At 71.1% G+C, this 23651-nt stretch carries 23 protein-coding genes and 1 tRNA gene; 12 read left to right on the forward strand and 12 right to left on the reverse strand.

The genetic code is table 11. The annotated features are described in order from the left end of the window. Positions 1 to 69 precede the first annotated feature (69 nt). Entirely contained in the window at positions 70 to 1512 is a 1443-nt protein-coding gene (gene argG, locus Q9S71_RS04695; RefSeq protein ID WP_311860860.1) for an argininosuccinate synthase, read from the forward strand. A 3-nt stretch (positions 1513 to 1515) separates the two neighbouring features. Here the strand turns inward: argG and Q9S71_RS04700 are convergent, their stop codons facing one another. Next, positions 1516 to 3774 (reverse strand): beta-galactosidase, encoded by a 2259-nt coding sequence (locus Q9S71_RS04700; protein WP_311860863.1) that lies wholly within the window; start codon positions 3772 to 3774, stop codon positions 1516 to 1518. Between the two features lie 99 nt (positions 3775 to 3873). Here Q9S71_RS04700 and Q9S71_RS04705 point away from each other — a divergent pair, with 99 nt between their 5' ends. From Q9S71_RS04705 to Q9S71_RS04715, 3 genes are read left to right on the forward strand one after another with little or no spacing between them, the layout of a single operon-like run. Next, complete coding sequence (locus Q9S71_RS04705; RefSeq protein WP_311860865.1) at positions 3874 to 4485, forward strand: TetR/AcrR family transcriptional regulator; 612 nt, start codon at positions 3874 to 3876, stop codon at positions 4483 to 4485. Then, positions 4482 to 5192, forward strand: a complete 711-nt coding sequence (locus Q9S71_RS04710) for a hypothetical protein (protein WP_311860866.1) — start codon at positions 4482 to 4484, stop codon at positions 5190 to 5192. The genes Q9S71_RS04705 and Q9S71_RS04710 overlap by 4 nt, the downstream gene beginning before the upstream one ends. Continuing rightward, the gene (locus tag Q9S71_RS04715) at positions 5189 to 7084 is read left to right on the forward strand and encodes a YhgE/Pip family protein (RefSeq protein ID WP_311860869.1); all 1896 of its coding nucleotides are present in this window, start codon (positions 5189 to 5191) and stop codon (positions 7082 to 7084) included. Before Q9S71_RS04710 ends, Q9S71_RS04715 begins: the two co-directional genes overlap by 4 nt. 3 nt (positions 7085 to 7087) lie before the next feature. Here Q9S71_RS04715 and mnhG read toward each other — a convergent pair whose 3' ends face one another. The 7 genes from mnhG to Q9S71_RS04750 form a co-directional block, all read right to left on the reverse strand. Continuing rightward, positions 7088 to 7444 (reverse strand): monovalent cation/H(+) antiporter subunit G, encoded by a 357-nt coding sequence (mnhG, locus tag Q9S71_RS04720; RefSeq protein ID WP_311860871.1) that lies wholly within the window; start codon positions 7442 to 7444, stop codon positions 7088 to 7090. Beyond that, a complete protein-coding gene (locus Q9S71_RS04725) occupies positions 7441 to 7713 on the reverse strand; it encodes an MrpF/PhaF family protein (protein WP_217528955.1) in 273 nt (90 codons plus the stop codon). The genes mnhG and Q9S71_RS04725 overlap by 4 nt, the downstream gene beginning before the upstream one ends. After that, a complete protein-coding gene (locus tag Q9S71_RS04730) occupies positions 7710 to 8309 on the reverse strand; it encodes a Na+/H+ antiporter subunit E (protein WP_311860873.1) in 600 nt (199 codons plus the stop codon). The genes Q9S71_RS04725 and Q9S71_RS04730 overlap by 4 nt, the downstream gene beginning before the upstream one ends. Next, a complete protein-coding gene (locus Q9S71_RS04735; RefSeq protein ID WP_311860875.1) occupies positions 8299 to 9870 on the reverse strand; it encodes a Na+/H+ antiporter subunit D in 1572 nt (523 codons plus the stop codon). The genes Q9S71_RS04730 and Q9S71_RS04735 overlap by 11 nt, the downstream gene beginning before the upstream one ends. Continuing rightward, positions 9867 to 10388 carry a Na(+)/H(+) antiporter subunit C gene (locus tag Q9S71_RS04740; RefSeq protein ID WP_064002838.1) on the reverse strand — a complete coding sequence of 174 codons (522 nt, stop codon included), beginning with the start codon at positions 10386 to 10388 and terminating at the stop codon, positions 9867 to 9869. The genes Q9S71_RS04735 and Q9S71_RS04740 overlap by 4 nt, the downstream gene beginning before the upstream one ends. Continuing rightward, positions 10385 to 13300, reverse strand: a complete 2916-nt coding sequence (locus Q9S71_RS04745; RefSeq protein ID WP_311860877.1) for a Na+/H+ antiporter subunit A — start codon at positions 13298 to 13300, stop codon at positions 10385 to 10387. The genes Q9S71_RS04740 and Q9S71_RS04745 overlap by 4 nt, the downstream gene beginning before the upstream one ends. An 83-nt stretch (positions 13301 to 13383) precedes the next feature. After that, positions 13384 to 14424 (reverse strand): LacI family DNA-binding transcriptional regulator, encoded by a 1041-nt coding sequence (locus Q9S71_RS04750; RefSeq protein WP_311860879.1) that lies wholly within the window; start codon positions 14422 to 14424, stop codon positions 13384 to 13386. A gap of 65 nt (positions 14425 to 14489) precedes the next feature. On the opposite strand from Q9S71_RS04750, the gene Q9S71_RS04755 reads away from it, so the two are divergent. Continuing rightward, entirely contained in the window at positions 14490 to 15704 is a 1215-nt protein-coding gene (locus Q9S71_RS04755) for an MFS transporter (protein WP_311860880.1), read from the forward strand. A 6-nt stretch (positions 15705 to 15710) separates the two neighbouring features. On the opposite strand, the gene nucS is transcribed toward Q9S71_RS04755, so the two are convergent. Further along, on the reverse strand, positions 15711 to 16397 hold the full coding sequence (nucS, locus tag Q9S71_RS04760; RefSeq protein ID WP_311860882.1) for an endonuclease NucS: 687 nt from the start codon (positions 16395 to 16397) through the stop codon (positions 15711 to 15713). Positions 16398 to 16655: 258 nt separating this feature from the next. Here nucS and Q9S71_RS04765 point away from each other — a divergent pair, with 258 nt between their 5' ends. Both Q9S71_RS04765 and Q9S71_RS04770 read left to right on the forward strand, forming a co-directional pair. Then, positions 16656 to 17579: a helix-turn-helix domain-containing protein gene (locus Q9S71_RS04765; protein ID WP_311860883.1), complete on the forward strand. Its 924-nt coding sequence runs from the start codon at positions 16656 to 16658 to the stop codon at positions 17577 to 17579. Beyond that, positions 17576 to 18253: an HAD hydrolase-like protein gene (locus Q9S71_RS04770; protein WP_064002833.1), complete on the forward strand. Its 678-nt coding sequence runs from the start codon at positions 17576 to 17578 to the stop codon at positions 18251 to 18253. The genes Q9S71_RS04765 and Q9S71_RS04770 overlap by 4 nt, the downstream gene beginning before the upstream one ends. A gap of 4 nt (positions 18254 to 18257) precedes the next feature. On the opposite strand, the gene Q9S71_RS04775 is transcribed toward Q9S71_RS04770, so the two are convergent. Next, positions 18258 to 18464, reverse strand: coding sequence for a cold-shock protein (locus tag Q9S71_RS04775; RefSeq protein ID WP_064002832.1), 207 nt, complete (start codon positions 18462 to 18464; stop codon positions 18258 to 18260). A gap of 175 nt (positions 18465 to 18639) precedes the next feature. On the opposite strand from Q9S71_RS04775, the gene Q9S71_RS04780 reads away from it, so the two are divergent. The 3 genes from Q9S71_RS04780 to Q9S71_RS04790 all read left to right on the forward strand — a co-directional run bounded on the left by Q9S71_RS04780 (position 18640) and on the right by Q9S71_RS04790 (position 21027). After that, positions 18640 to 20286, forward strand: a complete 1647-nt coding sequence (locus tag Q9S71_RS04780; RefSeq protein ID WP_311860887.1) for an FAD-dependent oxidoreductase — start codon at positions 18640 to 18642, stop codon at positions 20284 to 20286. Between the two features lie 2 nt (positions 20287 to 20288). Continuing rightward, positions 20289 to 20555, forward strand: a complete 267-nt coding sequence (locus Q9S71_RS04785) for a metal-sensitive transcriptional regulator (RefSeq protein WP_311860888.1) — start codon at positions 20289 to 20291, stop codon at positions 20553 to 20555. A gap of 76 nt (positions 20556 to 20631) precedes the next feature. After that, the gene (locus Q9S71_RS04790; RefSeq protein WP_311860889.1) at positions 20632 to 21027 is read left to right on the forward strand and encodes a VOC family protein; all 396 of its coding nucleotides are present in this window, start codon (positions 20632 to 20634) and stop codon (positions 21025 to 21027) included. A gap of 7 nt (positions 21028 to 21034) precedes the next feature. Here Q9S71_RS04790 and Q9S71_RS04795 read toward each other — a convergent pair whose 3' ends face one another. Next, entirely contained in the window at positions 21035 to 22066 is a 1032-nt protein-coding gene (locus tag Q9S71_RS04795) for an FUSC family protein (protein ID WP_311860890.1), read from the reverse strand. An 89-nt stretch (positions 22067 to 22155) separates the two neighbouring features. Next, positions 22156 to 22239: transfer RNA gene (locus Q9S71_RS04800), tRNA-Leu, on the reverse strand. Between the two features lie 143 nt (positions 22240 to 22382). On the opposite strand from Q9S71_RS04800, the gene Q9S71_RS04805 reads away from it, so the two are divergent. Both Q9S71_RS04805 and Q9S71_RS04810 read left to right on the forward strand, forming a co-directional pair. Further along, entirely contained in the window at positions 22383 to 23117 is a 735-nt protein-coding gene (locus tag Q9S71_RS04805) for an FhaA domain-containing protein (protein ID WP_064002828.1), read from the forward strand. Next, positions 23114 to 23650 (forward strand): FHA domain-containing protein FhaB/FipA, encoded by a 537-nt coding sequence (locus tag Q9S71_RS04810; protein ID WP_253035718.1) that lies wholly within the window; start codon positions 23114 to 23116, stop codon positions 23648 to 23650. Before Q9S71_RS04805 ends, Q9S71_RS04810 begins: the two co-directional genes overlap by 4 nt. The last annotated feature ends 1 nt before the right edge of the window (position 23651 follow it).

Genomic DNA, 23651 nt, shown 5'->3' on the forward strand with positions numbered 1-23651 from the left:
GATCTCCGCCGCACCGCCCGCGCGTAACCGCGCCGGGGGCCGGACCGCCCGCTCGATAGGATGGAGGCCATGTCGAAGGTCCTCCAGTCCCTGCCCGTCGGCGAGCGCGTCGGCATCGCCTTCTCGGGGGGTCTCGACACCTCGGTCGCGGTCGCCTGGATGCGCGACAAGGGCGCCGTCCCGTTCACCTACACCGGCGACCTCGGCCAGTACGACGAGGACGACATCGCATCGATCCCCGGCCGTGCCCTGCAGTACGGCGCCGAGGGTTCCCGCCTCATCGACTGCAAGCCGATGATGGTCGAAGAGGGCCTCGTCGCCCTCTCGTGCGGCGCGTTCCACATCCGCTCCGGCGGGCGCACCTACTTCAACACGACGCCGATCGGCCGCGCCGTGACGGGCACGATGCTCGTCCGCGCCATGAAGGAGGACGGCGTCGACATCTGGGGCGACGGCTCCACCTACAAGGGCAACGACATCGAGCGGTTCTACCGCTACGGCCTGCTGGCGAACCCGGCCCTGCGCATCTACAAGCCGTGGCTGGATGCCGACTTCGTCACCGAACTCGGCGGCCGCACCGAGATGAGCGAGTGGCTCGTCGCGCACGGGTTCCCCTACCGCGACTCCGTCGAGAAGGCATACTCCACCGACGCGAACATCTGGGGCGCGACCCACGAGGCGAAGACGCTCGAGCACCTCGACGTGTCGCTCGAGATCGTCCAGCCCATCATGGGCGTCCGCTTCTGGGACCCCGAGGTCGAGATCAAAACCGAGGACGTGTCGATCACGTTCGAGGCGGGACGCCCCGTCGCGATCAACGGTGTCGAGTACGCGGATGCCGTAGCCCTGGTCATGGAGGCGAACGCGATCGGCGGGCGCCACGGCCTCGGAATGAGCGACCAGATCGAGAACCGCATCATCGAGGCGAAGTCCCGCGGCGTCTATGAAGCCCCGGGCATGGCGCTGCTGTTCATCGCGTATGAGCGCCTGATCAACGGCATCCTGAACGAGGACACCCTCGCCACCTACCACGAGCAGGGCCGGCGTCTCGGCCGGCTCATGTACGAGGGCCGCTGGCTCGAGCCGCAGTCGTTCATGCTGCGCGAGTCGATCCAGCGCTGGGTGGGGTCCGCGATCAGCGGCACCGTGACCCTGCGTCTGCGTCGCGGCGAGGACTACACGATCCTGAACACCGAGAGCCGCAACCTGTCGTACTCGCCCGAGAAGCTCTCGATGGAGCGCGTCGGCGACGCCGCCTTCGGCCCGACCGACCGCATCGGCCAGCTGACGATGCGCAACCTCGACATCGCCGACTCGCGTGCCCGCCTCGAGCACTTCGTGTCGCTCGGCCTCATCGGCGGCGCGACCGGCGAGCTCGTGGGCGACCTCGAGCGCGGCGGCGCGGCGGCGATCACGGGTCACGCGCAGCCCTTCGACGAGCAGCGCGAGGGTCTCGCCGAGGCCTTCGACGAGGCCGGCGAGTCCGCCTCGTTCGACTTCGGCGCGGACTGAGCCTCAGCCCCGCGGCGGGCGGTACGCGACCCGGGCACGGGTCTCGCCCGAGCGGCGGACGAGCCACGTCCCGCTGCGTCGCGCGAGCGCGATCGGCTCGTCCGTCACCGGCCGGCCGTCCCGTTCGAGCGCCACGGCGGTGTCCCACGGCGACACGTTGATGACGTGCACGACCTCGACGTCGTCCGGAGTGCGGCACGGCACCACGACGACGCCGCGACTGTCGGACGTGATCCGGATGCGAGGATGCGCCCCGAGTCGTGCGAGGAGCGCATCCCAGATCTGCGGCAGGCACGGCAGGTCCGCCGCCGCCACGACGACGCGTCCCGCCCCGAGCCCGATGTCGAGGACGCAGGGCTCGCCGGTGCGGGCGAGGTGCGCGAGCGGTGCGGTACCGGCATCCGCTCGTCGCGTGGTCAGAGGCTGCGCGAAGCCGACTGCCACCTCGGCGCCCTGCCACGCCGGGCCGTCGGGGGTGATCGACGGGGCGACGAACGGCGTGCGGCCGGGGGTCGCCGCGTGAGTCGGGCCGACGTCCAGCCCGAGCGCGTCGATCAGGGCGGTGGCCGGGCGACCCTCCATGTCGTGCTGGGGCACGGGTCCGCTCAGCAGCAGCCGCCCCCCGCGACGGACCCAGTCGGCGAGCGCGCGCTGCAGGTCGTCGTCGAGGGACGGCGTCGGCGCGAGGGCGAGCACCCGGTCGGTCGGCAGGTCGGCGAGCGCGTCCGGCCCGTCGAGCAGTGTCGCGTCGGGCGCGTACCCGCCCACGACGAGGGCACGCGTCATGATCTCGCGCGGTCCCGATCCGCGGAAGCGCTCGAGCTCGGCGACGAACTCCGCCTCCCGCGTCGAGCCCGGGTAGCGGTACTCGGTCATGTAGTGGTCGACGACGAACCCGATGGTGACCGGCGGGCGTTCGGGCCGTGCCGCGCGCAGCAGCTCGGCGGCATCCGTCACCGCCTCGGTCAGGTGCACCGTCTCGGCGAACCACGTCGCGAGGTCGCCCTCGGGCCGGATGGGCGCCGCGAACCCGTGGCGCTCCCCCGTGAACGCGATGCGATCGTTGCCGTCGCCGACCGGCTCGAACAGCTCGGGGTTCCGTCCTCCGGCGAGCAGGTAGTAGTTGACGAGCGAGCCGCCCTGCGCGATGGCGAGCTGCAGCTTGAGCCCCGCGGCCTCCGGCCCGGTCGTCACGTCGAGGGCCTCGCCGTAGTCGCCCGAGCCCACCTCGAACTCGAGCACCCCGTACGGCTGGTCGGCCCGACAGGTGGCCGCGAGGAACGCCGTCGAGGTCCACAGCCCCGGCAGGGTGTCGAGGTCGAGATCCCCGATGTAGATGTCGGTGCCGGGGATCGTGTCGCCGTCCGCCCACGTGCGGTGCAGCTGCGAGATCCCGAGCGGGAACATCGTCGCGCGCTCCCCCCAGCACCCGTGGATGTTCACGAGCAGCGCCACGTCTTCGCCGACGCCCCGGGCGCGGACCCCGGCGCGCAGGTGCTGCACGTACCGTGCGTAGCGGTCGCGCGTGAAGCGGCCGAGGTCGCGGTGCAGGGCGAGCACCTGCTCGTCGACGGGTGAGCGCAGCGCCGGACCCCACGTCGCCGGGTCGGTCACGTCGAAGGACGTCGCCCCGACGCCGTACCGCGCCTGGACGGCCTCGCGCGACGTCGTCGCGACGAGCCCCTCGACGAACTCGGCGACGGTCCGGTCCGAGAGGTCGGGTCTGTTCGTCACCCAGGGCAGCATCCCGATCTCGTTGTCGAGTTGGATGCCGACGATCGGCCCACCTCGGTCGACCGCGTGCGCCGCGAGCAGCGGGATGACGGCGTCGAACCACGTGTCGACGGCGGCGAGGAAGGCGGGATGCAGGTAGTCGACGATCGTCTCGGGTCGCCGCTCCCCGTCCCAGCCGGCCGCACGGATCTCGGGGTTTCGTCGCAGCACCGAGTACCCGAGCCCCTCGTTCTTCAGCTCCGCCATCACGAACGGGCCGGGCCGGGCGATCACCGACAGGCCGCGCTCGGCGCACAGGTCGAGGAAGCGGACCAGGTCGAGGTGAGGATGCCGCTGCCCGAAGTCGAACGTCCCGTCGGGCAGCTCGTGGACGAGCCACGGGACGTAGGTCGCGACGGCGGTCACCCCGGTGCGCACGGCGGTGTCGAGCCGGTCGGCCCACTCCGCCGGATCGAGACGGAAGTAGTGGATCTCACCCGAGACGACGAGATCGCGGCGGAGGTCGGCGGGACGATCGGCGGCGCGCATCGGGCGACCGTACCGCCGGTAAATGGTTACATCAAACGCCCGCTGTGGGTTCGCTGGATTATCTTGCACACATGTGTGCAAGATAATTACACTGGCTTCGTGACCGACTCCTCCGTTCCCCGCCGCATCCGCCGTGACGCCGTCGCCAACCGCGCCGGCCTGCTCACGGCTGCGGCACAGACCCTGGCGGCCGACCCGAACGCCTCCGTCGACACGATCGCGCGTGCCGCGGGCCTCAGCCGCCGCGCCCTCTACAGCCACTTCGACGACCGCGACGCGCTCATCCGCGAGATGATCCACGCCGGCGCCGAGCGCTTCAACGCCATCGCCGACACGGTCGACGACGACGGCCCCGCGCCGCTCGCCCTCGCCCGGCTGGCCCTCGCCCTCTGGGAAGGCGCCGCGCACGTGCAGTTCGCCGCCGCCGTCGCCCTCGACGACTCCCACGTCGGCGAGACCGCCGCCATCCTCACGCCGGTCCGCCGCCGCGTGCTCGAGATCGTCGACCGCGGCCGCTGCGAGGGCACCCTCCGCGGCGACCTGCACGTCACGACGGTCGCGCGCCTCGTCGAAGAGGCGGCACGCACCGTCATCACGCGGCTGGATTCGAGTCGGCCGGATGCCGCCGGTGTGGCCGTCCGCGCGATCCTCGGTGTCGCGGGGCTCGGGTGGCGCGAGGCCGACGCCGTGCTCGCGGAGGCTCGCGCATGAGGATCGCCCTCGACGCCGTCGCGAAGGGCAAGGACGGCGGCATCCTGCCCCCCACCTCGCTCGTCCTCGAGACGGGACGTGTCACCCTCGCCACCGCCGAGACGGAGCAGCGCCCCTCGGTGCTCGGTCTCATCGCGACGGGACGGATGCGTCCGGATGCCGGCACGGTGACCCTCGGCGGACACCGCGGCGCCCGTCGGCTCCGCCGCGTCGCCGCGCTCGTCGACGCCCCCGAGGTCAACGACCCGGCCCCCGATGTCGCCGTCGTCGGTGTCGTCGAGGAGGAGCTCATGTTCGCGGGGCGTCGCGCCGATCCCCTGTCGGCCCGGCACTGGCTCGACGACCACGGCTGGCGCCACCTCGCCCGCACACCGTTCGGCCAGGTCCCGGCGGACGACCGCATACGCATGCTGCTCGAACTCGCGGCGCTCCGCCGCGGCATCGAGGCTCTCGTCCTCGTCTCGCCCGACCGCCACGGCGGCGATCCCGTGCACTGGCAGCGGATCGCCGAGGAGTTCGCCGCCCGCGGCTTCGCCGTGCTCGTCATCGCCGGGACGGCCGCGGCGAGCGCGCTCACCCCGAGCGAGCCCGCGGCGCCCGCGCACGTCGGTCGGCCGCGGATCCGCGCCGGCGCCGCGCTGCGCCGCGCGCGCCGCCGGCCGGCATCCGTCACCGCTCGCCCTTCGACCGGAGGCATCCGTCCGTGAAGATCCCCGCCCTGTTCGCCGCCGAGCTGCGGCGGCTCACCTCCACCCGCATGCGGGTGATCGCCCTCATCGCCCTGATCCTCGTGCCCGTCCTCTACGGCGGGCTGTACCTATGGGCGAACCAGGACCCGTACGGCAACCTGTCGCAGGTGCCGGTCGCCCTGGTCGTCAGCGACGAGGGCGCGACGCTCAACGGCAGCGCCCGAAACCTCGGCGACGAGGTCGCCGACTCGCTGCTCGAGGACGGCAGCTTCGACTGGCACGAAGTGGATGCCGCCGGTGCCCGCCGCGGCCTCGATGACGGCGCGTTCGACTTCGCCGTCACCCTGCCCGCCGACTTCACCGCGGCCGTCGCCTCGATCTCGTCGGCGGACCCGCGTCAGGCCGAGATCGACCTGACGACGAACGACGCGAACAACTACCTCGCCTCGACGATCGGCACGCAGGCGGTCGAACGCATCCGCACGACCGTGAGCGAGAAGGTCGTCCGCGAAGCCGGCCTGACGATGCTCGACGCGCTGAACACCGTGCGCGTGAAGCTCCTCGACGCCGCCGACGGCGCGGGCACCCTGACCGACGGCCTCACGACGGCCGGCGACGGTGCCGACACCCTCGCGGACGGCGCGGGCACCCTGGCCGCGGGCACGACGAAGCTCGAGGGCGGGGCGACGAAACTCGCGTCGGGTGTCGACACGCTCGCCGACGGACTGCGCTCGCTCTCCTCCGGCGCCGCGCAGGTCTCGGGCGGCACCGCGAAACTCCGCAGCGTCGCCGACCGCGTCGGATCGGCCGCCGACCGGGTGAGTTCCGCCGTCCCCACCCTCCGCAGCGACCTCACGAGCGCGCTGACCGACCAGGGACTCGACGACGCGCAGATCGCGAAGGTGCTGGACGTGCTCGACCCCATCGGCACCCGCGTCGACGACCTCGACACCAGGGTGCAGCAGGCCGTCTCGCAGATCGACACGCTCGACGACGGCGCGTCCCAGGTGGCGGCCGGCAGCTCCACGCTCGCAAAGGGGGCGGCGACGGCCTCGACGGGGGCGCACACCCTCGCCGACGGCATCGCGACGGCGGATGCCGGGGCCCACGAACTCGACACCGGCGCGCACTCGCTGGCCACCGGCATCCACCGACTCGAGGACGGTGCGGGCACGCTCCGCGACGCCCTGCAGGCGGGCGCCGAGAAGCTGCCCGACGACAGCGCGAAGACCCGCGCCGCGCAGGCAGCTACCCTCGCCGACCCGGTGGGTGTCGCCGAGGACTCGCTCACCCAGGCGCAGAACTACGGCGCCGGACTCGCCCCGTTCTTCGCCGCCCTCGCCGGGTGGATCGGCATCTACGCGCTGTTCCTCATCGTGAAGCCCGTGTCCCGTCGCGCGGTGACCGCGCTCCGCTCCCCCGTCCGCGTCGCGATCGCGGGTTGGCTGACGCCGGCCGCCCTCGGCGCGGTGCAGATGGTGACGCTGTTCGGCGTGCTGTCGATCGCGCTCGGCTTCTCGTTCACGCATCCGCTGCCGACCCTCGGCATCCTGCTGCTCGCGTCGGCCACCTTCGCGGCCATCATCCTCGCGCTGAACGTGTGGCTGGGGTCGGTCGGGCAGTTCCTGGGCCTCGTGCTGATGGTGCTGCAGCTCGTGACCGCCGGCGGTACGTTCCCGTGGCAGACGCTGCCGGCGCCCCTTGCGGCCCTGCACCACGTGCTGCCGATGGGGTACGTCGTCGACGCGATGCGGCAGGTCATGTACGGCGGTGTCGCCGGCCGCGCCTGGGCGGATGCCGCGGTGCTCGCGACGTGGCTCGTCGGCGCCCTGCTGCTCGCCGTCGCCGGCGTCACGCGCATGACGTTCCGGCGCACGATGCGCGACCTGCAGCCGAGCCTGATCGGCTGAGGCTCAGCCGCCCGCGCCGGGCGGGGTCTCCTTCGCGTCGGCGAGCTCGTCGACGTGCAGGGTCCGCCGGTCGATGGTGCCGTTGCGGTACGCCTGGCGCCCGACCATGTGGGCCGACAGCGGCGCCGTCGCGAACTGGATGACGAGCACGGGCACGAGGAAGGCGACGACCGCCCACGACTGCAGCTCGATCCCCACCGCGATGGCGATCAACAGAAGCCCGAGCACCTGCGGCTTGGTCGCCGCGTGCAGGCGGGTCGGCACGTCGCGGAAGCGCAGCAGTCCGATCGCGGCCGTCAGGCACAGGAGCGCCCCCCCGAGGATGAGGACGAGCGACACGACGTGCACGATCTCGGTCATCGCTCGGCTCCGTCCCGGCGGGCGACGAACCGCGCGATCGAGACCGACCCGAACACGCCGACGGCCGCGACGATCAGCAGCACGGGAAGCGTCCGCGTGTGATGGTTAATCGCCATCTCGGCGCCGAGCGCGCAGATGAGGAGCGTCAGCAGGACGTCGGAGGCGACGGCGCGGTCGAGGATCGAGGGCCCGACGATGATCCGCCAGACCGTGAGCAGGGCGGCGACGCCGAAGACGGCGCAGATGACGACGATGAGGGCGGTGGTCACGGGCGCTCCTCCTTCACGCGGGTGCGGATCTCGGCGCCGCCGGCGCCCGACGCGCGGATCGCCTCGAGCTGGGCGGGCGAGCCGACGGCCCGCACGATCCGCGCCTCCCAGCGCTGCACCATCCGCCGCTGCGCGTCGACCTCGGCATCCGTCGCGGCCCCGAGGACGTGCAGGTAGAGGATGCGGCGGTCGCGGTCGGTCTCGAGGACGAGGGAACCGGGGATGAGGGATGCCGTGACCCCGACGTGCGCCATGATCAGGTCGTCGTCGGTCACGAGGGGCACCGCGACGACCGAGACGCCGGGCTGCCGGCCGGGCCGGACGACCTGCCACGCCACGACGAGTGAGCCCTTCACGACGGCGCCCAGGAACTGCACGAGGAAGACGAGCAGCCACCACGGGTTGAGGCGGCCGGACAGCTCGACGGGCGGCAGACGGAAGACGCTCGTCACGAACACGGCGACGACGGTCCCGGTGAGGAAGGCGAGCACCGTGAACTGACCCCACAGCAGCATCCAGAGTGCGATGAGCCAGAGGAAGAACGGCAGCTGCCGCCAGATCCCGGTCAGCGCGCTGCGCTTGACGTCAGTTCCCATCGTTCACCTCGTCCTGCAGCTGGGTGAGGGTCACGGGGTTGAGCAGCGACGCACCCATGCTCGCGCACAGGTGGTAGATCGGACCGGCGAAGACGGTGAGGGCTATCGTGACGGCCACCATGCCCGTCGTGGACGCCGTCATGATCCGCGGGATCACGCGACGCTCCGTCTGCACGCCCGCGGCGGGCGCGTCGCCCAGGTACGAGATGCGGTCGATGACGCCGGACTCCTCGGTGTGGTCCTCCTCCTCGCGCCAGAATGCGAGGTTCCACGCGCGCATCAGCGCCAGGAGGGTCAGGAGCGAGGTCACGATACCCGCGACGATGAGGGCGTACATGATCGGCGTGCCGACCTCGGCGGCCGCGTTGAACAGCGCGTACTTGCCGATGAAGCCCGAGAACGGCGGCAGACCGCCGAGGTTGATGGCGGGGATGAAGTAGAGGACGGCGAGCACCGGCGCCGCCTTCATAAGCCCCTTCACCTTCAGGATCGACGTGGAGCCGGCCCGGCGCTCGACGAGTCCGACCGCGAGGAACAGGGTCGTCTGCACGACGATGTGGTGGACCATGTAGTAGACGGTCGCGCCGAGGGATTCCGGGGTCGCGATCGCGAGTCCGAAGACCATGTATCCGATGTGACTGACGAGCGTGAACGACAGGATACGTTTGAGCTCGGCCTGCGCGACGGCGCCGAGGATGCCGACCACCATCGTGGCGAGCGCCACGATCAGCAGCAGCTGGTTGACGTCGTTGTCGCGGAAGATCTGCGTCTCGGTGCGGATCATCGCGTAGACGCCGACCTTCGTCAGCAGGCCCGCGAACACCGCCGTGACCGGCGCCGGCGCGGTCGGGTACGAGTCGGGCAGCCAGAACGACAGCGGGAAGACCGCCGCCTTGATGCTGAAGGCGAGCAACAGCATCAGGTGGAGGACGAGCTGCACCTCGTCGGGGAGCTCTCCCATCCGGTCGGCCAGCTGGGCCATGTTCACGGTGCCGAGCGCGCCGTAGATGGCGGCGATCGCGGCGAGGAAGAGGATCGACGAGACGAGCGACACGACGATGTAGACGACGCCGGTGCGGATGCGGGACTCGGTGGATCCGAGCGTGATGAGCACGTACGACGCGACCAGCAGGATCTCGAACCCGACGTAGAGGTTGAAGAGGTCGCCCGCGATGAACGCGTTGAAGATGCCAGCCGCGAGGATCAGGTACGACGGGTGGAAGATCGAGACCGGCGTCTCCTCGTCGCCGTCGGCCGCACCCTGGCCGACCGAGAAGAGCAGGACCGCGAGCAGCACGATGCTCGAGACGAGCACCAGCAGCGCCGCGAGGCGGTCGACGTACAGCACGATGCCGAACGGGATCGGCCATCCGCCGACCGACACCGCCAGCGGCATCCCGCTGACATCCACGTAGTACAGCAGCACGGCCGCGACGGCGGCGGCGACCGTGAGGGTCACGATCGAGACGCCCACCTGCACGCGGCGGCGGCGGCCGAAGATCAGCGCGATCCCCGCGCCGAGCAGCGGCAGGGTGACCAGGAGGGGGACGAGCGCGGTCATCGCGGGCCTCCCGGGGTGTCCGTCGGGGCGTCGTCGCGCAGTTCGGCGATGTCCTGCGCGTGGAGGATCACGATGGGCGAGGTCTCCGTCCCGATGAAGTCGGTCGTGGCGTCGTCGTCCTCGTCCGTGATCTCGTCGTCCATCGTCTCCTCGTCGCGGGCGCCGCGCTCGCGCACCTCGCGGTCGGCCTCGTCGTCGGTGACGGTGTCGGCCTGACCGAGCTGCCAGGAGCGGTAGATGAGGGCGAGCAGGAAGGACGAGATCGCGAACGTGATGACGATGGCGGTCAACGAGAGCGCCTGCGGCAGCGGGTCGCTGAAGGACTCCCCCTCGCCGGCGCTGCCGTAGAAGGGTGCGACTCCCGGGGCGCCCATGACGACGAGCAGGAAGAGGTTGGCGGCGTTGCCGAGCAGCAGGAAGCCGATGAGGACGCGCGTGAGGCTGCGCTCGAGCATCGCGTACACCCCGGCGGCGAACAGCACCCCCATGATGATGACGAGGACGAGCGAAACGGTCATGCGGTCACCCGCTCCCGCTGCGCCTGCGTCTGCCGGTCGACCTCGGCGCCGAGCGACCGCAGCACGTCGAGGACGAGTCCGATGACGACGAGGTAGACGCCGACGTCGAAGATCGTCGAGGTCACGAACTCGACCTCGCCGAGGAGCGGCAGTTCGGCCTCCCAGTAGGTGCTGGTCAGCGGTGCGGCGCCGAAGAACAGGGGCACGATCGCGCACGAGAGCGCGAGGACCATGCCCGCACCGAGCAGGCGACCGGCATCGGTGGGCGCGGCGGCACCGAGCTCCCACCGTCCGCCCGCCACGTAGCGCATCACGAGGGCCATGCCCGCGACGAGGCCGCCCGCGAAGCCGCCGCCGGGCAGGTTGTGACCGGCGAAGAGCAGGTAGACCGACACGACGATGATCGAGTGGAAGAGGATGCGGACGATCACCTCGAGCAGCAGCGATCGGTTCTCGGGCTTGACCTTCAGCCCGCCGACGAGCCAGGCCTGCCGGGTCGAGCCGGGCGCCGTCGAGCGCGGGCGCGGGCCATCGGCCGTCTCGACGAGCGGACGGCGGCTGCGACCCGTGCTGGTCGGCATCGACGGCAGGACGCGGCTGTCGGAGCGGTTCGTGACGAAGACGAGCGAGGCGACACCCGTCGCGGCGAGGATGAGCACCGAGAGCTCCCCCATCGTGTCCCAGCCGCGGAGGTCGACGAGGGTGACGTTGACCACGTTCTTGCCGTGTCCGATCTCGTAGGCCAGGTCGGGGAACGGACCCGAGACGGGGTCGGCGACGCGGGCCCCCGTGGCGATGAGGGCGATCGCCGCCATCGTGACGCCGACACCGATGCCGATGACGGCCCGGACCACCGGCAGCACCGAGGCGTTGTGGTCGCCGAGACGGGCGGGGATGCGGCGCAGCACCAGGGCGAAGGCGATGAGGGTCACGGTCTCGACCAGGATCTGCGTGAGCGCGAGGTCGGGGGCACCGCTCGTCGCGAACAGCAGCACCATGCCGAGCCCCGTCACCGAGACGAGCACGACCCCGGTGTAGCGCTTACGGGCGCGGATCGCGACGAAACCGGCGAGGATCATGACCGGTGCCGCCAGCAGCTGGGCCGGGCTCTGCCACGCGTCGACCGCGATGCGCCATTCCGTACCGGCGAGTAGCGCCGTGGCCTCCGCCGCGACGAACACGACGAAGATCGTGCCCACGTAGAACGGCAGCGAGCCGCGCTGGGTGAGCGAGGTGGTCCAGACCGAGACGCGGGCGATGCCGCGCAGGGACAGGTTGTAGACGTCGTTCGCCGTGAACGGCATGACACGCGCCTTCAGCGGGCGCCGCTGGGTGAACCAGAACAGCAGCGCTCCGAGCGCGATCGAGCCGAGCGACAGGAACAGCGCCGGCTCCCACCCGTGCCAGAGGGCCAGGTGGTACTCCTTGCCGCCCTCTTCGAGCGGGATGCCGTCGGCGTACCCGGCGATCGCCGCGTCGACCAGCGGCGCCGCGACGCCGGCGACCATCGTGAGACCGCTCAGCACGACGGGGGCCACGAGGAAGCCGATCGGCGGGTCGGGCCACTCGGTGCGCTCGAGCGGGGCGCCGGCGGCATCCTTCTTCGTCCAGAACGCACCCCACACGAAACGGATGCCGTACGCCGCCGTCAGCGCCGAACCGAGGAGGATGCCGATGAGCGGGATGAGGGCCGCCGTCTCGGTGCCGCCCTCGAGGAACGAGGTGAGCGCCGCCTCTTTCGCGACGAAGCCGACGGTCGGGGCGACCCCCGCCATCGAGGCGATCGCGATGATCGAGAAGGTCGCGAGGGTGGGCGCCTGCCGACCGACGCCCGAGAGCTCCGCGATGTCACGGGTGCTGAGCTGGCGGTCGATGACGCCGACGACGAGGAACAGTGCCGACTTGAAGAGGGCGTGCCCCACGAGCAGCGCGAGACCGGCGAGCGCGCTGTTGCGTTCGCCGTACCCGAGGACGACCGTCAGCATGCCGAGCTGGCTGACGGTGCCGAAGGCGAGGATGCGCTTGAGGTCGGACTCCCGCAGCGCCTGGAAGCCGCCGAGCAGCATCGTGAAGACACCGAGTCCGATGACGATGGGACGCCACGGGTCGGTGTCGGCGAAGGCAGGTGCGAAGCGGGCGATGAGGTAGATGCCCGCCTTCACCATGGCGGCGGCGTGCAGGTAGGCGCTCACCGGGGTCGGCGCGGCCATGGCGCCGGGCAGCCAGAAGTGGAACGGGAAGATGGCCGACTTGCTGAGCGCGCCCACGAGCAGCATCACGATCGCGGCATTCAAGGCGACGGCCTGGCCGCCCTCGAAGACCGGGCCGGTCTCGAGCATCGTCGCGATACTCGTCGTGCCGTAGAGGACGACGAGCATGACGACGCCGATGAGCATGACGAGCCCGCCGAGAGTCGTCACCAGCAGGGCCTGCAGCGCGGCACGACGGCTCGCGCCGCGCCGGTGGTAGAAGCCGATGAGCAGGTACGAGAGGACGCTCGTGACCTCCCAGAGCATGATGAGCACGACGATGTCGTCGGTCAGCACGAGCCCGTACATCGCCCCGGCGAAGGCGAGCAGCACCGCCGAGAACGTCGCGAGGCCCTCGGTCTTGCCGGCGAAGTACCAGCGGCAGTAGATCATCACGAGGGCGCCGACGCCGGTGACGATGAGGGACATCACCCACGACAGGACGTCCATCCGCATCGACACCTGCACCGCGAGATCCGGGATCCAGGTGTATGTCTCGAACGGGATATCCCCGGCGAGCACGGCGGGCGTCTGCCAGGCCGTGTGCACGAAGGCGGCGATCGGCACGATGGCCGCGACGAGGAAGGTGCGTGACCCGAGGCGCGCGACGAGTGCCGGAAGGAGGAGGGGCACGAGCGCGAACGCCGCGAGGAGGATCAGCAACCTGGCCTCCTCTGTGCACTCGCGGGGGTCGAGGACTCCAGTCTACCGGCTGACGACCAGCCGGCGCCCGGCGGGTTCCCAGGTCAGGCGGGTACCGGACCGGTCGTGTTCCCGCGTCGGAATGTGCAGGTGAGGGTGAGGGATGCCGGGTCCCGCCCCTCGAGCATCGCGACGACGGCCTCGCCCGCGGCGCGCCCCTTCGCGATCGCGTCCTGCACGAGCGTCGTCAGGGCGTACGGCGCGAGCCCGTCGACCGTGATGCCGTCGAAACCCGTCACGCTGAGGTCCTCGGGGACACGCAAACCTGCCTCCTCGGCCGCGCGGATGACGCCGGCGGCAAGCAGGTCGCTCTGCGCGATGATCGCCGTGGGCCGCTCCCCCTGCAGCAGGACGCGACCGGCTGCGAGTCCCTCGTCGATCGAGCTCGCCCCGACGGCGTAGGCGGGCGCGTCGGGGTAGACCTGCCGCGCGCCGCGCAGGCGGTCGCGGGTGACCTCGACGGCGATTCGACTGGGGTCGTCGATGAAGCCGCGGGGGCGCGTGGCATCCTTCGTCAGCGTGACGAGGGCCACCCGCTCGTGTCCGAGCGAGCGCACGTGCTCGGCGGCGGTGCGCTGGGCTTCGACGTTGTCGAGCAGGATCTGCGGCACGTCGGGTCCGGCGTCGCCCTCGATGACGACGACGGGGATGCCGCGTCGCCCCAGGACGTCGACCGAGGACTGCAGGATCTCGTTGCACCCGAGCAGGATCGCGGCGTCGACTGGAGCCGTCGTGAGCGTGGGCGCCGACTCGACGGGTCCCTCGTCGTGGAGGAGCAGGACGCCGGCGCCGATGGGCGCGAGCGCATCGGTGAGACCGTCCATCATCGCCGCGGTGACGGGGTCGCGGAACGCGGACGCGAGGCGCTCGCGGAAGAGCACGGCGACGACGCCGGCACGTCCGGTGCGCAGGGACGCGGCCCGCGGATCGGGGCCCGTGTACCCGAGGGCCTCGGCCGCCGCGAGCACCTTGGCGCGGGTGGCGTCCGACACGGACACCTTGCCGCTGAAGACGACGGATGCCGTCGACGCCGACACCCCGGCTTCACGCGCGACGTCGGAGATCGTCGCTCGGCGGCTGCTCATCTTTCGATCGTAGCCGCACGTATCCGATTCTCGAATCGATTCGGAGATCCCGCTAGAGTGACGCCATGACGTTGCACCTCACCGCCTCCCGCCTGTGGACCTGGCGCCTCGCCGTGTTCGCGATCTTCACCGCGAGCGGTCTGAGCATCGCGACGTGGGCGTCGCGGGTGCCCTCGATCAAGGCTGCCCTCGGCATCGAGAACTCGACGATCGGTCTGCTCCTGCTCGGGATGGGCGTCGCGTCGATCCTCGGCCTGTCGGTCTCCTCCGTCATCGCCGCCCGCATGGGGACGCGTCGCGGGATGCTGACGGTCATGCTGGTCCTCGCCGTGGGGCTGTTCCTCATCGGCCTCGGCACCGACGTCATGCCCTCGCTTCTGCTCGTCCTCATCGGGCTCGCCCTCTTCGGGTTCGGCAACGGCGCGCTCGACGTGCTCATGAACGTCGACGGCGCGGCGATCGAGGTCGAGGTGGGCAAGACGATCCTGCCGCTGTTCCACGCCTTCTTCAGCCTCGGCACCGTCATCGGCGCCGGCATCGGCGCGCTGGTGGCCGGGGCGCGGATCGGTGTCTTCCCGCACACCGCTGTGATCGCCGTCGCGATCGTCGTCCTCGCCGTCGTCGCCTTCGCCTACGTGCCGCAGCGCGACTTCGGCGCACCCGACGCGGCTCCCAGCGGATGGCGCTCCCGCCTCTCGGCTGCTCTGTCGGCGTGGCGCGAACCCCGCACCTACGTTCTGGGCGTCGTCATGCTCGGCATGGCGTTCGCCGAGGGCGGCGCGAACGACTGGATGGCCCTCGGCGTGAGCGAGGACCACGAGGGCGGGGTCGCGCTCGGCGCCGCGGCGCTCACGGTCTTCTCCGTGGCGATGACCGTCGTGCGCGTCTTCGGCGGGCCGCTCGTCGACCGCTTCGGCCGCGTCGCGACGCTGCGGGTGCTGGCGGTCACGGCCGTGGTCGGCATCCTGCTGTTCATCCTGGCGCCGAACCTGCCACTCGTCTTCGTCGGCGCGGCCCTCTGGGGCGTGGGCGCCTCGCTCGGCTTCCCGCTCGGGATGTCGGCTGCCGCCGACGACCCCGAGCACGCGGCCGCGCGGGTGAGCGCCGCCGCGACCATCGGCTACGTCGCGTTCCTGTGCGGGCCGCCGATCCTGGGTGTCATCAGCACGCACATCGGCCTGCTCAACACGCTGTTCATCATCGCCGCGCTGGTCGCCGCGTCGGGGTTCGCCTCGGGCGCCGCCAAGCCCCTGCCGGGCACCCGCGGCACTAGCCATTGAGGGGCGTCAGAACAGACGCGGAGCTCCCGACTCGATGCCCTTCATCTCGTCGTAGTCGAGGGTGACACAACGGATGCCGCGGTCCGCCGCCAGGACCTTCGCCTGCGGCTTGATCTCCTGAGCGGCGAAGACGCCGGTGACCGGCGCGAGGTGCGGGTCGCGCCCCAGCAGTTCGAGGTAGCGCGTGAGCTGCTCGACGCCGTCGATGTCGCCCCGACGCTTGACCTCCACCGCCACGGTGCCGCCCTCGGGATTGCGCAGCAGCAGGTCGACCGGTCCGATGGCGGTGGGGAACTCCCGGCGCACGAGCGTCAGGTTCTCGCCGATGACGCCGACCTGCTCCGCGAGGAGCCGCTGCAGATCGGCCTCGACACCGTCCTTGACGAGGCCCGGGTCGGTGCCGAGCTCGTGCGACGAATCGTGCAGCACCTCGTAGATCCGGATGGTCAGCTCATCGCCCGACTTGGCGTGCGCCACGCGCCACTTCTCGACGACGTCAACGTCGTCCTCGCCGGGCTCGATGACCGTCAGCGTGCACGGCGGGCTCATCCAGTTGAGCGGTTGGTGCTGGATGTCGCGGTGGAACGCGACCGTGCCGTCGGCCTTCACCATGATGAGGCGGGTGGCGGGCGGCAGATGGGTGTTGAGGCGACCGGTGTAGTCGACGGAGCAGCGGGCGATGACGAGACGCACGGCGACGAGCCTACCCGCGGGTCCGTACGGGATCGTCCGGGAATGGGTTCCGACGCCGCGTTCCCGGGTGGCGGCTCGTACCGTGGACGGCGAGCAGGTGCGCCGGTGGCGGTCCGTCTCCGGGGGGAGCACGAGATCACCACGTCACCGGGCGCCGTCGCCGCACGCGGATTCGGGCTCGCGTGCCGCTCACCGCGGTGGTGCCGTGTCGGTGACCCGGGGTCCGACTCGGCGCCTCCGCGGCTCTACGATGACGGTGTGGGGGGCACGAGCGACACGAGTGCGGCGCGCATCGACGAGCTGGTCTCGGAGCTCCGCACCCTGCGCGACGCGAGGGGCGTCTCGTACCGCGAACTGGCCGCCCGGATCACCGAACGGCGCATCGCCGCCGGCGCGAATCCCGCGGCGGCGCGCGTCGCCCACACCACGATCTCGGATGCGTTCCGGCTCGGTCGGCGTCGGCTCAACGCCGGCCTCGTCGCCGAAATAGTGGAGGCGCTCGGCGAGGACGCCACTGCGGTGTCCTCCTGGCAGGCGCGGGTGGCGCAGGCCGTCGCCACCGATCCGGTCCACTCTCCGGCGCCGGTCACGGAGACACCGCCCCCTCCCGCGGTGGGGCGCACCCCGGGACGCGTGATCGCCGTCATCGTCGCGGGCGTCCTCCTGAACTCGACCGGCAAGTTCGTGAACCCCCTGCTCGGCGACGTGTTCTTCTTCGACATGGCGGGGACGGCTCTCGTGGCCATCCTCGCGGGCCCCTGGGCGGCCGCCTCCGTCGGCGTCCTCTTCATCGCCGTCGAACTCCTCAAGGGTCAACTCGTCGACGCGGTGTTCTCGGTGACGATGGTGTCCGCCGGACTCGTCTGGGGATTCGGGGCGTCCCGATTCCGCCTCGCCGCCTCGCTCCCCCGCTTCCTGGGGTTGAGTGCCGTCGTGGCAGCGGTCACCTCGACGATCGCGGTTCCCATCACGGTGTTCTACTTGGGTGGCTCCACCGATCGTGGACTCGACGGCCTGCGCGACGTCGTGAGCGGGATGAGCGGGGTGAACCCCGAGGTCGCGATCGGCATCGTGAACATCACCATCTCGCTCGTCGACAAGGTGATCGTCGGTGCACTCGCGTACGCGGTCGCCACCCTCGTCCGTCAGACGCTCCGACCCGCCCGTAGGCTGGACGCATGACGACACGCTCCCCCTGGTCCTGCATCCTCTGGGACGTGGACGGCACCATCGTCGATGCATCGGACGGCATCCTCAGCCGACTCGACCGCTGCCTCAGTCATTTCGGGTACCCCGCCCCGACCCGCGCGGAACTGGTCCACTGGATCGGACCGCCCATGTACGACTCGTTCCAGAAGAACGTGGGGATGACCCCGGCGCAGGCGTCCGAGGCGGTCACCTACTACCGCGCACTCGGCAAGCAGGACGGGTACACGGCCCGCACGCGGCTCTACCCGGGTGTCGGGGAGCTCATCGCGGACATCTCGGCCGCCGGCATCCCGCAGGCGACGGCGAGCTCGAAGCCGGAGGTCCAGGTCGTCGCGCTGATGGAGCACTACGGTCTGGCCGAGCACATGCAAGCGATGGCGGGCGCGACCCCGGACGAGAAGACCCTCGCCTCGAAGGCGGACATCGTGGCGGAGTCACTGCGGCGGCTGCGCTCGATGGGGGTCGACACGAGCCGACCGATCCTCATCGGGGACCGCCATCACGACATCGACGGGGGCGCGGCGAACGGCGTGCCCGTGATCTTCGTGCGGTGGGGCTTCAGTTGGCCCCACGAGTCAGAAGGAGCGCAGGCGGCGGTCGACACGATGGTCGAGCTCCGCCGCCTGCTCCTCACTGAAGAGGTGTGAAACCTCAGAGGGGACGGATGTTCTCCGCCTGAAGACCCTTGGGGCCCTGTGCGATGTCGAACTCAACTCGCTGGTTCTCTTCCAGCGAGCGGTAGCCCGACGATTCGATGGCCGAGTAGTGGGCGAAGACGTCGGCGCCGCCTTCATCGGGAGCGATGAACCCGAAGCCCTTCTCCGAGTTGAACCACTTGACGGTACCGCTGACGCTCATGAACTGCCTTACTGATTGTTGCCGGCGACACGTCCGCCGGTCGTTCCCCAACCTAGCCCTCGCAGCCTGTGCAGTCACCCCCCACGTGCGAAGGTGACACAAACGTTGCCGGACGTACACCCGGTGTCCGCCCATGCGGCGACCGCAGCGATACCCCCGGGGGTATCATCAGGACATGCGGACCATCATCATCGGAGGTGTCGCGGCAGGGATGTCGGCGGCCACGCGCCTGCGCCGTCTCGACGAACAGCGGGAGATCGTCGTCTTCGAGCGCGGCGCGCACGTTTCCTTCGCGAACTGCGGACTCCCTTATTACGTCGGCGGCGTGATCGCCGACCGGTCGTCGTTGCTGCTGCAGACCCCCGCATCGCTCGCCGCGCGCTTCGCGCTGCGCGTGCACGTGCGGCACGAGGTGACGGCGATCGACGCCGCGTCCAAGGTCGTCACGGTGCGCGACCTCGATGCCGGCACCGAACGGGACGAGCCGTTCGACGACCTCGTGCTCGCCATGGGAGCGGCGGCGACCAGCGGCATCCCGGGCGAGGGCGTTCCGGTCGCGACCCTGCGCAGCGTCGACGACGTCGATGCGATCACCGAGGTCCTCGCGGGGCTGCGGACGCCGCGGACGGTCGTCGCCGGTGGCGGGTTCATCGGCGTGGAAGCCGTCGAGAACCTCGCGCACCGCGGCGCGCAGGTCACCCTCGTGCAGCGCGGGGCGCAGGTGCTGAGCGCCCTCGACCCCGAGATGGCCTCGCCCGTCCACCGTGCGCTGTCGACCGCCGGAGTGGACGTCCGCACCCGGACCACGATCGAGCGCCTCGAGGCCGGCGCCGTCGTCCTGTCCGACGGCAGCCGCGTGCCCGCCGATCTCGTCGTCGACGCGCGCGGGGTGCGTCCCGACGTCCGGATCGCCGAGGCCGCGGGCATCGCACTCGGCCCGACCGGCGGCATCGCCGTCGACGACTGGCACCGCACGAACATCCCGGGCGTGTGGGCCGTGGGCGATGCGGTCGAGAAGACCGACCACCTCGACGGCGCCGCGACCCTCGTCACCATGGCGGGCCTCGCCAACCGGCACGGCCGAGCGGCGGCCGACGACATCGCCGGCGTCGCCACCGCACCCGCGACCCCCGCGCTCGGGACGACGATCGTCGGCATCCTCGGCCTCACGGTCGGGCTCGTCGGCTGGAGCGAGCGCCGGCTCGTCGCGGCGGGCCGGGCGCACCGCGTCGTGCACACCCACCCGTTCTCGCATGCGACGTACTACCCGGGTGCCGAGCAGATGGCGATGAAGCTGCTCGTCGACCCCGAGACCGATCTGATCCTGGGGGCGCAGATCGTCGGCGGAGCCGGCGTCGACAAGCGGCTCGACGTCCTCGCCGTCGCCATGACGGCCGGGCTCACGGCATCCGCTCTGTCCCAGCTCGAACTCGCGTACGCACCGCAGTACGGATCGGCGAAGGACGCGATCAACATGGCGGGGTACGTCGCCGAGAACCTCGCGACGGGAGCCGACCGCACGATCCAGTGGCACGAAGTGGATGCCGCCCGCGCGGCCGGCGCCGTCGTGGTCGACGTCCGCACAGCCGAGGAGAACGAGGCCGGCGCGATCCCCGGCGCCGTCCTCCTGCCGCTCGACGAGATCCGCGAGCGTCATTCGGAGCTGCCCGACGCGCCCCTCATCGTGCACTGCAGGGTCGGACAGCGCGGGCACACCGCGAGCCGACTGCTGCAGCAGCTGGGCCACGATGTCCGCAACCTCGACGGCGGCTGGCTCACGTGGACCGACGGCCTCGAGGCCGCGGCGCGCGAGGAGGTCTGACGGTGTCGACGGCGCTCCGGGACGAGGAGGCCGTTCGCCGCATCGCGAACCGCCTCAAGCGCGCGCAGGGTCAGCTCGCCGCCGTGATCGCCGCCGTGGAGGACGGCGGCGACTGCCGCGCGGTGGTCACACAGCTCTCTGCCGTGTCGAGCGCGATCGATCGGGCCGGGTTCGCGGTCATCGCCGCCGCCATGCAGCAGTGCCTCGGCGAGGACGACGCCGAGCTGCAGATGGCGGACCTCGAGAAGCTCTTCCTCTCCCTCAGCTGAGAGGCGGGGCGAGGCCGAGGGGCGGGCACCGGCATCCGCTCTGGTCACGCGGGTGACGGCGGTCTACGGTGAGCGGATGACCGGACTCACCCCGTATCTGACGTTCCCCGGCACGGCGGGCGATGCGCTGACCTTCTATCAGGCGGTGTTCGGCGGCGACCTCGTGCTGAACACGTTCGCCGAGTTCGAGCGCGTCGACGGTCCCGGCGATTTCATCGCCCACGGGATGCTGACCGGCCCGGTCGCGCTCTTCGCTTCGGACGGCGGGCCCGGGGACGAGGCGCTGCAGCTGCGCGGAGCGATGTTCGCGCTGCTGGGGGCTGCGGAGCCGGCCGTCCTCGAGACGTGGTTCGCCCGGCTGGCCGACGGAGGCCGGATCGTCGACGATCTGCAGCTGCGCGCCTGGGGCGACCACGACGGAACGGTCACCGACCGCTTCGGGGTCACCTGGCTCATCGGCTACCAGGGCTGATCCGGACTCAGGCCCGCCGGCGGCGCCCGCGGATGAGCGCAGAGCCCACGGCGACGGCGGTCCCCGCGACGATCCCCACGACGGTCTCCCACAGTCGGTCCGTCAGCAGAACGCCGACCGTGGTGGGCGCGGCGAGCTGGACCATGAGGAGGGCGAGCGGCGTGATGAAGACCATCGCGATCGCGTAGTTGCGCCCGACGAAGAGCTCGGCGCCCGCCTGCAAGGCTACGGCGATGAGGATGACGGCGAGCGGCGGCATCCCCAGGGCGAGGATGCCCGCCGCGACGAGCACGCCGAGCAGGGTGCCGATGAGCCGCTGCAGCCCGCGGATGACGCGGGCCTTCACGTGCGGGCCGCTCACCGCGGCGACCGCGCCCACCATCGCCCAGTACCAGTGGGCGTGGAAGAGGAGCAGCCCGGCTGCGCCGGCGAGCACCGTCGCGACCGCGACCGTGAGGGCCATCTCCGCGGCGACGGCGCCCACCGGCATCCGGTTCTTCGTCCGCGTGAGACGCGGGATCCGGCGGCCGGTCACAATCTCTGAGACGAGGGTCACCGTGAGGGAGAAGAAGACGGCGGCCAGACCCACGACGAGGACGTCGCCGAAACGCGCGCCTTCTGCAGGGATGGATGCCGTGGCCCCGGCCGCGAACACGATGAACAGCGCGCCGGGCGGGTGCCACCGCGTCGCATACGCGAGCAGGGTCGCCACGGAGGCGACCGCAGCCACGACCACGATCGCGAGCAGAGCCGGCGCGTCGGCGACCGAGAGCGCGGTGCCGATGAGCATCGCGGCGACCACGACCGCCCCGGCCGCCACCTGCATCCGGACGCGGTCGCCGATGCGATCGGTGCGGCCGTAGAGCGAGGCGAAGGCTCCGAAGCTCGCATAGATGCTGAGGTCCAGCCGACCGATCGACCACAGCACGATCAGCGGGACGCCGACGCTGATCGCGGCCCGGATAGCGACGGTGTGGTCGCGATCGTAGGGTGCGACACGGATGACGCCGGTCCAGATCCGGCCGCGCGACGTGTTCACCGTCCGAGCCTAGAAGCCCGGCTGCATCGTCGGAAACGACGAAGCCGGTCGGGGTTCTCACCACCGACCGGCTTCGTTCGCACTGTCTGTGCGCGAGGGGGGAGTTGAACCCCCACGCCCTTTCGGGCACTGGCACCTGAAGCCAGCGCGTCTGCCTATTCCGCCACTCGCGCGAACCCGTGTCGCCACGGGATCAACTTTCCGAGGATATCATGGCGCGAGCCCGCCGGAGAAACGGCCGCAGCTGTGTTCCCCAGACCCTGCCAGGGTCGACAACTAGCATGTGAGCACCGGTCCAGACTGCCTGAGGAGCCCCGTGGGACTACTTGACAGCTTCGAGAAGGGAATCGAGCGCGCCGTGAACGGCGCGTTCGCGAAGACCTTCCGCAGCGGTGTGCAGCCTGTCGAGATCGCCTCCGCACTGCGTGCCGAACTCGATGCGAAGGCCGCCGTCGTCTCGCGCGACCGCATCCTCGTGCCGAACACGCTCGTCGTCCGGCTCGCCCCCGCCGACCACGAACGCATGGGCGCCCTCGGCCGCACCCTGCACGACGAACTCGTACAGCTGGTCGAGGGCCACGCCAAGGCGCAGAAGTACAGCTTCGCGGGCCCCGTCTCGCTCGCGATCAACCCCGACGAGTCCCTGACGACCGGCACCGTCCGCGTCGACTCGCGCTCCGCCTCGGCCGAGGAGGTCTCGTGGCACGGCGTCGTCGAGATCGACGGCACGCAGCACCGCCTCACCGGCAGCCGCACCGTGATCGGCCGAGGGACGGATGCCGACATCACGATCCCCGACGCCGGCACCAGCCGTCGCCACGTCGAGATCCTGTGGGACGGTCGACGCGCGATGGTCCGCGACCTCGGCTCGACCAACGGCACCCAGCTGAACGGGCAGAAGGTCTCGGAGGCCGCCCTCGAGCCGGACTCCGTGGTCACGATCGGCCGCACGCGCATCACGTTCCGCGTCGTCGCGCAGGCGGCATCCCGCATCCCCCCGCGGCCGCAGGATCCCGCGACCCGCTTGTTCGACCTCGGAGGCCAGGCATGAGCGAACTGACACTCCTGCTGCTGCAGATCGGATTTCTGATCCTGCTGTGGTTCTTCGTCTTCGCAGTGGTCTACTCGCTGCGCGCCGACCTGTTCGGCGTCAAGGTGCGCAAGATGCCCGAGCCGGCACCTGCCGCCGCGGGCCCCGTCGCGACGGCCCCGGCCAACGCCGAGACCTCCATCGTCTCGCCGGTCATGACGCGCCCGGCGGCACCCTCCGGCCCCCAGAAGGCGACGGTCAACACCGTGTCCCGCATCGTCATCACGAGCGGACCGAAGGCCGGGCTCGAACTGCCCCTCGGTGACGAGCCCCTGACGATCGGCCGCTCCAGCGAGTCGGGCCTCGTCATCCGCGACGACTACACCTCGAGCCACCACGCCCGCCTCGTCCTCTGGGGTGAGCAGTGGATGGTGCAGGACCTGGACTCGACGAACGGCACCTGGCACGACGGCGAGCGCGTGGCATCCCCCGTCCCCGTCATCGTCGGCGCTCCGATCAAGGTCGGCGCCACGACGTTCGAGCTGCGGAAGTAAC

Origin of the sequence: Microbacterium gawkjiense (genome assembly GCF_031932225.1) — a bacterium.
Taxonomy (GTDB): domain Bacteria; phylum Actinomycetota; class Actinomycetes; order Actinomycetales; family Microbacteriaceae; genus Microbacterium; species Microbacterium gawkjiense.